Source organism: Allobosea sp. CER48, from assembly GCF_044752385.1.
Taxonomy (GTDB): domain Bacteria; phylum Pseudomonadota; class Alphaproteobacteria; order Rhizobiales; family Beijerinckiaceae; genus Allobosea.
On sequence record NZ_JBIWYK010000223.1, the window covers coordinates 1 to 5,197 of the forward strand.

6 protein-coding genes are annotated in these 5,197 nt (G+C 66.7%); 2 read left to right on the forward strand and 4 right to left on the reverse strand.

Annotation, left to right across the window (positions count from 1 at the left end; translation table 11 throughout):
- Nucleotides 1-462 (forward strand): copper chaperone PCu(A)C (locus ACIPIA_RS09945; protein WP_400509035.1); only part of this gene is annotated, 462 nt, incomplete at its 5' end.
- A gap of 123 nt (nt 463-585) precedes the next feature.
- On the opposite strand, the gene ACIPIA_RS09950 is transcribed toward ACIPIA_RS09945, so the two are convergent.
- Nucleotides 586-1,515 (reverse strand): dihydrodipicolinate synthase family protein, encoded by a 930-nt coding sequence (locus tag ACIPIA_RS09950; protein WP_400509037.1) that lies wholly within the window; start codon nt 1,513-1,515, stop codon nt 586-588.
- An 86-nt stretch (nt 1,516-1,601) separates the two neighbouring features.
- Nucleotides 1,602-2,288 (reverse strand): fumarylacetoacetate hydrolase family protein, encoded by a 687-nt coding sequence (locus ACIPIA_RS09955; protein ID WP_400509039.1) that lies wholly within the window; start codon nt 2,286-2,288, stop codon nt 1,602-1,604.
- A 220-nt stretch (nt 2,289-2,508) separates the two neighbouring features.
- On the opposite strand from ACIPIA_RS09955, the gene ACIPIA_RS09960 reads away from it, so the two are divergent.
- Nucleotides 2,509-2,718 carry a cold-shock protein gene (locus tag ACIPIA_RS09960; protein WP_400509041.1) on the forward strand — a complete coding sequence of 70 codons (210 nt, stop codon included), beginning with the start codon at nt 2,509-2,511 and terminating at the stop codon, nt 2,716-2,718.
- Between the two features lie 133 nt (nt 2,719-2,851).
- Here the strand turns inward: ACIPIA_RS09960 and ACIPIA_RS09965 are convergent, their stop codons facing one another.
- Nucleotides 2,852-4,090: a multidrug effflux MFS transporter gene (locus ACIPIA_RS09965; protein WP_400509043.1), complete on the reverse strand. Its 1,239-nt coding sequence runs from the start codon at nt 4,088-4,090 to the stop codon at nt 2,852-2,854.
- A gap of 139 nt (nt 4,091-4,229) precedes the next feature.
- Nucleotides 4,230-4,865: a glutathione S-transferase family protein gene (locus ACIPIA_RS09970; RefSeq protein ID WP_400509044.1), complete on the reverse strand. Its 636-nt coding sequence runs from the start codon at nt 4,863-4,865 to the stop codon at nt 4,230-4,232.
- Nucleotides 4,866-5,197 lie beyond the last annotated feature (332 nt).

Here is a 5,197-nt window from a genome sequence, read left to right on the forward strand (position 1 = left end):
CTTGCCGCGGCCGCGCTCGTGCTGTCGGCCACCCTCGCCTCCGCCCATGAGTTCAAGGCCGGGCCTCTCAAGATCGGCCATCCCTGGTCGCGTGCCACGCCGGCCGGCGCCAAGGTCGGCGGCGGCTATCTCAGCATCGAGAATACGGGGTCGGCGCCTGACAGGCTGGTCTCGATCTCCGTTCCCTTCGCCGCACGCGCCGAGATCCACGAGATGGCGACCAAGGACGGCATCATGACGATGCGGCCCATGGACAACGGCGTCGAAGTGCCGGCTGGCGCCAAGGTCGAGTTCAAGCCCGGCGGCTACCACATCATGTTCATGGAGCTGAAGCAGCCGCTGAAGCAGGGCGAGATGATGAAGGGCACGCTGACCTTCGAGAAGGCGGGCACCGTCGATGTCGAGTTCAAGGTCGACTCGATCGCCGCCAAGGGCGCCGAAGGCGAGCACAAGGGCCATTGAGGCCCGGATTGCCTCCTGCCGTCATGGTCGGGCTTGCCCCGACCATCCACGCCTTCGCTTTTCGCGTGTCGTGTTCAGGAGGCGGATGCTCGCCACACGGGCGAGCATCATGATTGTCGCGCTTCAGAGCTTGGCGCGCGGATCGTGCTTCGCGATCCGCGACAGCAGGTAGTCGACTTCGGCCTTGGCCGCGGCGCTCAAGGCGGCACCCGGCTTGCGCTGGGCGTCGTGGCTGAGGATGCCGCGCTTCATCATCGTGTACTTGCGCACGGCGAGTCCGACGCCCTGCTGCTGCTCGTAGCGCAGCAGCGGCAGGTGCGCGTCGAAGATGTCATGCGCCTCGTCGCGCTTGCCGGCCTTCTGCAGGCGCACCACGTCGATCAGCAGCTCCGGGAAGGCATAGCCGGTATTGGCGCCGTCGGCCCCGCGCTCCATCTCGAAATCGAGGAAGAGCCCGCCATTGCCGGTCACGATCGAGATCGGCCGGAGCGAACCTTCCGCCTGGAACTTGCGCAGCGTCGAGATCTTCTCGAGTCCCGGCCAATCCTCGTGCTTCAGCATCACGCAGGACGGGTTGTCCTGGACGATCTTGCGGATCACCGCCGGGGTCATGACCACGGAAAGCGTCAGCGGGTAGTCCTGGATGACGAAGGGGATGTCGCTGCCGATCGCCTCGACCGCCTGGGCGTAGTAGCCGGTGATCTGGTCGTCGGTGCGCAGCGACGGGGGCGGCGCGATCATCACGCCGCCGGCGCCGAGATCCATCACCTGCCGGGCGAGCGAGCGCATCGCCGCGAAGCCGGGCGCGGAGACGCCGACGATGATCGGCTTGCCGCCCATCTTCGCGACGGCGCGCTTGACGAGGCCGATCGATTCCTCCGGCTCGAGCTTGGGCGCCTCGCCCATGATGCCGAGCACGGTCACGCCGTCGGAACCGATATCGTGGTAGAACGCGAAGAGACGGTCGGCCGAGGCCCAGTCGATGCTGCCGTCCGGGTTGAACGGTGTCGGCGCGATCGGGAAGACGCCGCTGGCGTCGGCTGTCAGGCGCATGATGCGCTCCTTGTCGTGATTGGCATCCGACCGAAAAGCGGGAGCCGGTTTCGGTCGGATCCGATGCGGGAACGGAGAAAGCTGGATCAGGCGATGCGGGTGCGGACGGTGCCGACGCCGGCGATCTCGCCTTCGAGCACGTCGCCCTTGACGACGGCGGCGACGCCTTCCGGCGTTCCGGTCATGATCAGGTCGCCCGGCTTCAGTTCGACCAGGCCGGACAGATAGGCGATCGTCTCCTCGACGTTCCAGATCTGCTTGGCGAGGTCCGAGCTCTGGCGTACGACGCCGTTCACCGTGAGTTCGATCTTGCCGGCGCTGGGGTGGCCGGCGTGGCTGGCCGGCACGATCTCGCCGATCGGCCCGGAGAAATCGAAGCCCTTGGCCATGTCCCACGGACGGCCCGCCTTCTTGGCTGCGGCCTGCAGGTCGCGGCGGGTCATGTCGAGCCCCGCGGCGTAGCCATAGACATGGGCGAGCGCCTCGGATTCCGGGATGTCCTTGCCGCCGGTGCCGATCGCGACGACCAGCTCCATCTCGTGATGGAGATCCTTTGTCCTCGTCGGGTAGGGCATGTCGGCGCCGTTGATCAGGAGCGCATCGGCCGGCTTAGTGAAGAAGAACGGGTCCTCGCGGTCGGGATCATGCCCCATCTCGCGGGCGTGCTCGGCGTAGTTGCGGCCCACGCAGAAGACGCGCCGCACCGGAAAGGAGCCGCCCCCCGCGACCGGAACGGCCACGACGGCCGGCGGGTCGATCACATAGTTGCTCATCGGGCAGCTCCCTCATTCGCTTGCTTGCGCCGTTCATGCGGGAGCAGCGCGTCGACCGCAAGCGACTTGCGTCGTCACCGGGCCTGCGCGGGCGGCATTGCGGCGGCGTTTCGCATGCGCGGAAGAGTTTGTGCGGCGCGCCGTTGCAACTGCGGCGATTTGCCTCCTACAGTGCTGTGCCGGACGGGTTGGTCCGGCAAGCTTTGAGAAGGAGCGGCATGTGAGCACGGGAACCGTGAAGTGGTTCAACGAGACCAAGGGCTACGGCTTCATCACGCCTGACCAGGGCGGGAGCGACATCTTCGTCCACATCAGCGCAGTGACGCGTGCCGGGCTGCGCGGGCTGAACGAGGGCCAGAAGATCAGCTATGACCTCGAGCCAGATCGCAAGACCGGCAAGAGCGCTGCGGTGAACCTCAAGGTCGCGTAGGACAGGCACGCGACGACGGGAAAGCGAAGGCGGCGCTCTTCCCGGGCCACGGCGAATATCCTTCGTCCGCAAGCGGAGCGAGGCGAATTCCAGGCATGCCCGTCGCCTGAGGCGGCGGAAGCTGGGACGAATGTCAGGCGCGTCCCGGCGCCGGATGGAACAGCCGGCCCCTTTCCACGATCAGCACGATGACGAGTGCGGCGATGCCGCAGAGCGCGAATCCCAGCGTCAGCGGGATGATCGTGCCGTTGAAGTGCTGGCCGATATAGAAGCCGAGCAGCGCGCCGATCACGGTGGTGACGAAGCCCTGGACCGAGGATGCGGTGCCTGCGACATGGCCGAGCGGCTCCATCGCCATCGCGCCGAAATTGGGGCCGATCAGGCCGAAGCAGAACATCGCGGCGCCCTGGAAGATCGCGAAGCTCCACAATGACTCGTAGCCTGCGAGCGCGACGAGCGCATGCGCTCCCGTGAGCGCGATGTATCCCAGCAGCGCGGCATGCGAGACGCGGCGCATGCCGAGCCGCCCGACGATGCGCGAATTGAGCAGCGAGGAAGCCGCCATGAACATCGCGATCAGGGCGAAGATCGTGGTGAAGAGCTCCGGCGTGTGGAAGACGTCGACGAAGACCTGCTGGGCCGAGTTGATGAAGCCGAACAGCCCGCCGAGCACGAAGGCCATCGCCAGCATGTAGCCGACGCCGATACGGCTCGTCAGGGTGGTGCGGAAGGCCGCGGCAACGCTCCTCGGCTCGATCGGCTTGCGGTCCTCCGGATGCTGCGTCTCGGGCAGCTTCAGCATGACCCAGATCAGCACGGAGGCGCCGAAGGCCGTCAGCACGCCGAAGATCCAGCGCCAGGGCGCGACCCAGAGGATGGCCTGGCCGATCGAGGGCGCGAGGATCGGCACGGCCAGGAAGACGATCATTGCGAGCGACATCACGCGCGCCATGTCGCGGCCGGAATAGCAGTCGCGCACGATCGAGACGACGAGCACGCGCGTCGCGGCCGCGCCGACGCCCTGCAGGACGCGTGCGATCATCATTGCCTCGAACGAGCCGGAAAAGGCGGCGGCGATGCTCGCCAGCACATAGACGATCAGGCCGGCGAGCAGCACGGGCCGGCGGCCGTAGCGATCCGAGATCGTGCCGTAGAAGATCTGGGAGATCCCGAAACCGAGCAGATAGGCCGTGATGATCCACTGCCGCTGGTTGGCCTCGGCGATGCCCAGGGCCTCGGCCATCTGGGGCAGGGCCGGCAGCATCGAGTCGATGGCGAGCGCATTCGTCGCCATCAAAGCGGCGGTCAGGCCCACGAAGGGGTAGAAGCCCATGCCGTGGCGCGGCCGGGCGATGGCGGACATGTCGTTCATGGCGATCGCGATGGCTGGTCCGGCGGCTGCGATCGGAGGGCAGCGGCAGGCAATGATCGGGCGGCAGCATTAAACCCGCGCGGAATGGCCGGCAACCCGACTTGCCGGCCATGCGCCATGCACCTGATGCGTTTCCGCCTCAGCCGGCCTTTTGCATCTCCGCCATCAACGCATTGTCGATTTCGGCGGCCCGCTTCGCCGCGGGCCTCGCCGACAGCCGCGCGCCATAGGCTTCGAAGGCGGGCCGCTTCTCGATCGTGCCGAATTGCAGACCCCAGAGGATCTGCGAGCCGACATAGACATCGGCCGCGCTGAACCGGTCGCCCAGGATATGTTCGCCCTCACTCACGGCCTGCTCGAGCGTGTCCATCGTATCGGCATAGGTGCCGTAGCCGATTGCACGCGCCCGGTCCGGCGGCACCTCGAGGCCGAAGGCCTTGTTGCTCACGGCGGCCTCCACCGGGCCGGCGGTGAAGAACAGCCAGCGGTAATAGGTGCCGCGCAGCCGGCTATCCACGGGCGGCGCCAGCCCTGCCTGTGGGAAGGCATCCGCCATATAGGCGCAGATCGCGGCGCATTCGGTGACGACGGTGCCGCGATGGACGAGCGCGGGGACCTTGCCCATCGGATTGATGGCCTTGTAGTCGGCGCTCTTCATCGGCGCGCCGAAGCCGACGATCTCGGCGCGATAGGGCTGGCCGATCTCCTCCATCATCCAGCGTGCGATCCGCCCGCGCGACATCGGGTTTGTGTAGAGGACGAGTTCCTCGGTCATGCTGCCTCCCTTGGTGTTGCTGCCGTAATAGCCCGTGGCTGTCATGAGATTGTCAGGAGTGGGTCGCCGGACCCGAAACGGCGCGGATCACGGCCGCGACTCGAAAACCGCTGTCCAATTTTCGGGCCGATGCTCTATTCTGGTCGCGAAACAGGACGGGAGCATGAACGAATCATCGGCGTTGCGCGGCGTCTCCATCAATGATGGGCGGATGGCGATCGAGGGTCTTTCGACCCGCTATGTCCAGGGCTCGGCCCGCCGCTTCCGGCTGAAGGCGACGGGCCTGCGTTTCGTCGGCGGCTTCGAAAGCCGGGACGGGCGCCTCGAGGACG

Bases quoted from the DNA above. Each gene is read 5' to 3' on its own strand.
- ACIPIA_RS09950 (WP_400509037.1), bottom strand. From the start codon at position 1,515: ATGCGCCTGACAGCCGACGCCAGCGGCGTCTTCCCGATCGCGCCGACA.
- ACIPIA_RS09955 (WP_400509039.1), bottom strand. From the start codon at position 2,288: ATGAGCAACTATGTGATCGACCCGCCGGCCGTCGTGGCCGTTCCGGTC.
- ACIPIA_RS09965 (WP_400509043.1), bottom strand. From the start codon at position 4,090: ATGAACGACATGTCCGCCATCGCCCGGCCGCGCCACGGCATGGGCTTC.
- ACIPIA_RS09970 (WP_400509044.1), bottom strand. From the start codon at position 4,865: ATGACCGAGGAACTCGTCCTCTACACAAACCCGATGTCGCGCGGGCGG.